We start from the raw sequence: 1,526 nt of genomic DNA, 5'->3' as shown, positions 1-1,526 counted from the left end.
GGGCACTGGACATCTGGCGCAGCAGAACCGCTCCAGCGGTGCAATCTGCGACCTGTCCGCCGGTCAGCAGGAATGCGACCGGTCGGCAGTGGCGGTCTGTCAGCGCATGGATTTTGGTCGTGCGCCCTGACGTGACCCCCGTTTCTCATCCAGCCATAACGAGAGTCCTGGGTTGATTTGAGCCTTGGTGGTTGTGGGTGGCAAGAGGCGTCCGCGCGGAGCCTCCAGGCTGCGCAGCGCGGTCGCCGGACTCTCCGGATAAGGCGCGGGCGTAGTCCCTTGGCGTCATCCAGCCGAGCTTCGAGTGGGGGCGCTGCTCGTTGTAATCGCGCCGCCAGTTCTCCAGCACGGCGCGGGCGTGGGGCAGAGACCGGAAGAGTGTCTCATTCAGCAGCTCGTCGCGCAGCCGGCCGTTGAAGCTCTCGTTGTAGCCGTTCTGCTGCGGCTTGCCGGGCGCGATGTAATGCCAGCCCACGCCGGTGTCGTCGGCCCAGCCGAGGATGGCGTTCGAGGTGTATTCCGTGCCGTTGTCGCTGACGATGGTGTCCGGCCGCCCGCGCTGGGCGATGATGGCGTCGAGCTCGCGCGCGACCCTGCCTCCCGACAGCGAGGTATCCGCCACCAGGGCTAGGCATTCGCGTGTGCAGTTGTCGATCACCGTCAGGATGCGGAAGCGGCGGCCGTCGGTCATCTGGTCGGACACGAAGTCCAGGCTCCAGCGTTGATTGGGCGCCAGCGGGAGCTCAAGGGGCCGCCGGGTGCCGATCGCCCGCTTGCGGCCGCCGCGGCGGCCCACCGTTAGCCGCTCCTCGCGGTAGATCCGCTGGATCCGCTTCTTGTTCACGATCTGGCCCTCGCGTTTCAGCAGCACATGCAGCCGTCGGTAGCCGAAGCGTCGTCGCTCCTGGGCCAGGGCTTTTAACCGTTCGCGCAAGGCCCCGTCGTCCGGCCGCGTGGCCTGGTAGCGCACGCTAGAGCGGTCGGTGTCGATCACCCGGCACGCCCGTCGCTGGCTCATCTCGTAGGTCGTCTGCAGGTACGCCGCAGCCTCCCGATGCGCGGCGGGCGTCACCATTTTTTTCCCAGCAGGTCCTTCAGCGCGACGTTGTCGAGCATCGCCTCGGCCAGCATCCGCTTGAGCTTGGCGTTCTCGTCCTCCAGCGCCTTCAACCTCCGCGCCTCCGACACGTCCAGCCCGCCGTATTTAGCCTTCCACTTGTAGAAGGTCGGCGAGCTGAGCCCGTGCTTGCGGCACAGGTCCGCCACCGGCACGCCCGCCTCCTGCTCGCGCAGGATCCCGATAATCTGCTCTTCCGGGAACCTTGATCGTTTCATTCGTCCGTCCCTTTCATGGGGCGGACTCTAGCTATTTCTGGAGGAGTTTCAGGGGGTCACGTCAGCCCGCCCCGCGAGCGGCCGATCGCCTGACTGCTCTCCCCCCTTTTCCACCAGAAGCGGAGCGATGAGCTTTGACCGCAGAACTGTCGATCAGCACCTGGGCGGGAGGACCTCCTGCGCTGGCGAGA

1 protein-coding gene and 2 pseudogenes are annotated in these 1,526 nt (G+C 66.3%); all 3 read right to left on the bottom strand.

Features of this window, described 5'->3' with window-relative positions; all coding sequences use genetic code 11:
• Positions 1-127 (bottom strand): annotated as a pseudogene (locus tag AB1411_16990) (IS5/IS1182 family transposase).
• An 18-nt stretch (positions 128-145) separates the two neighbouring features.
• Positions 146-1,335 (bottom strand): IS3 family transposase gene (locus AB1411_16985; GenBank protein MEW6545285.1). Its coding sequence is split into 2 segments (ribosomal slippage): positions 146-1,083 and positions 1,083-1,335, totalling 1,191 coding nucleotides; the frame shifts between segments, so codons are not numbered across the junction.
• A gap of 59 nt (positions 1,336-1,394) precedes the next feature.
• A pseudogene (locus AB1411_16980) lies at positions 1,395-1,526 on the bottom strand (IS5/IS1182 family transposase).

This window comes from Nitrospirota bacterium (assembly GCA_040757595.1).
Taxonomy (GTDB): Bacteria; Nitrospirota; Nitrospiria; order Nitrospirales; family Nitrospiraceae; genus JBFLWP01.
This window is presented reverse-complemented; position numbering and strand designations above follow the sequence as displayed.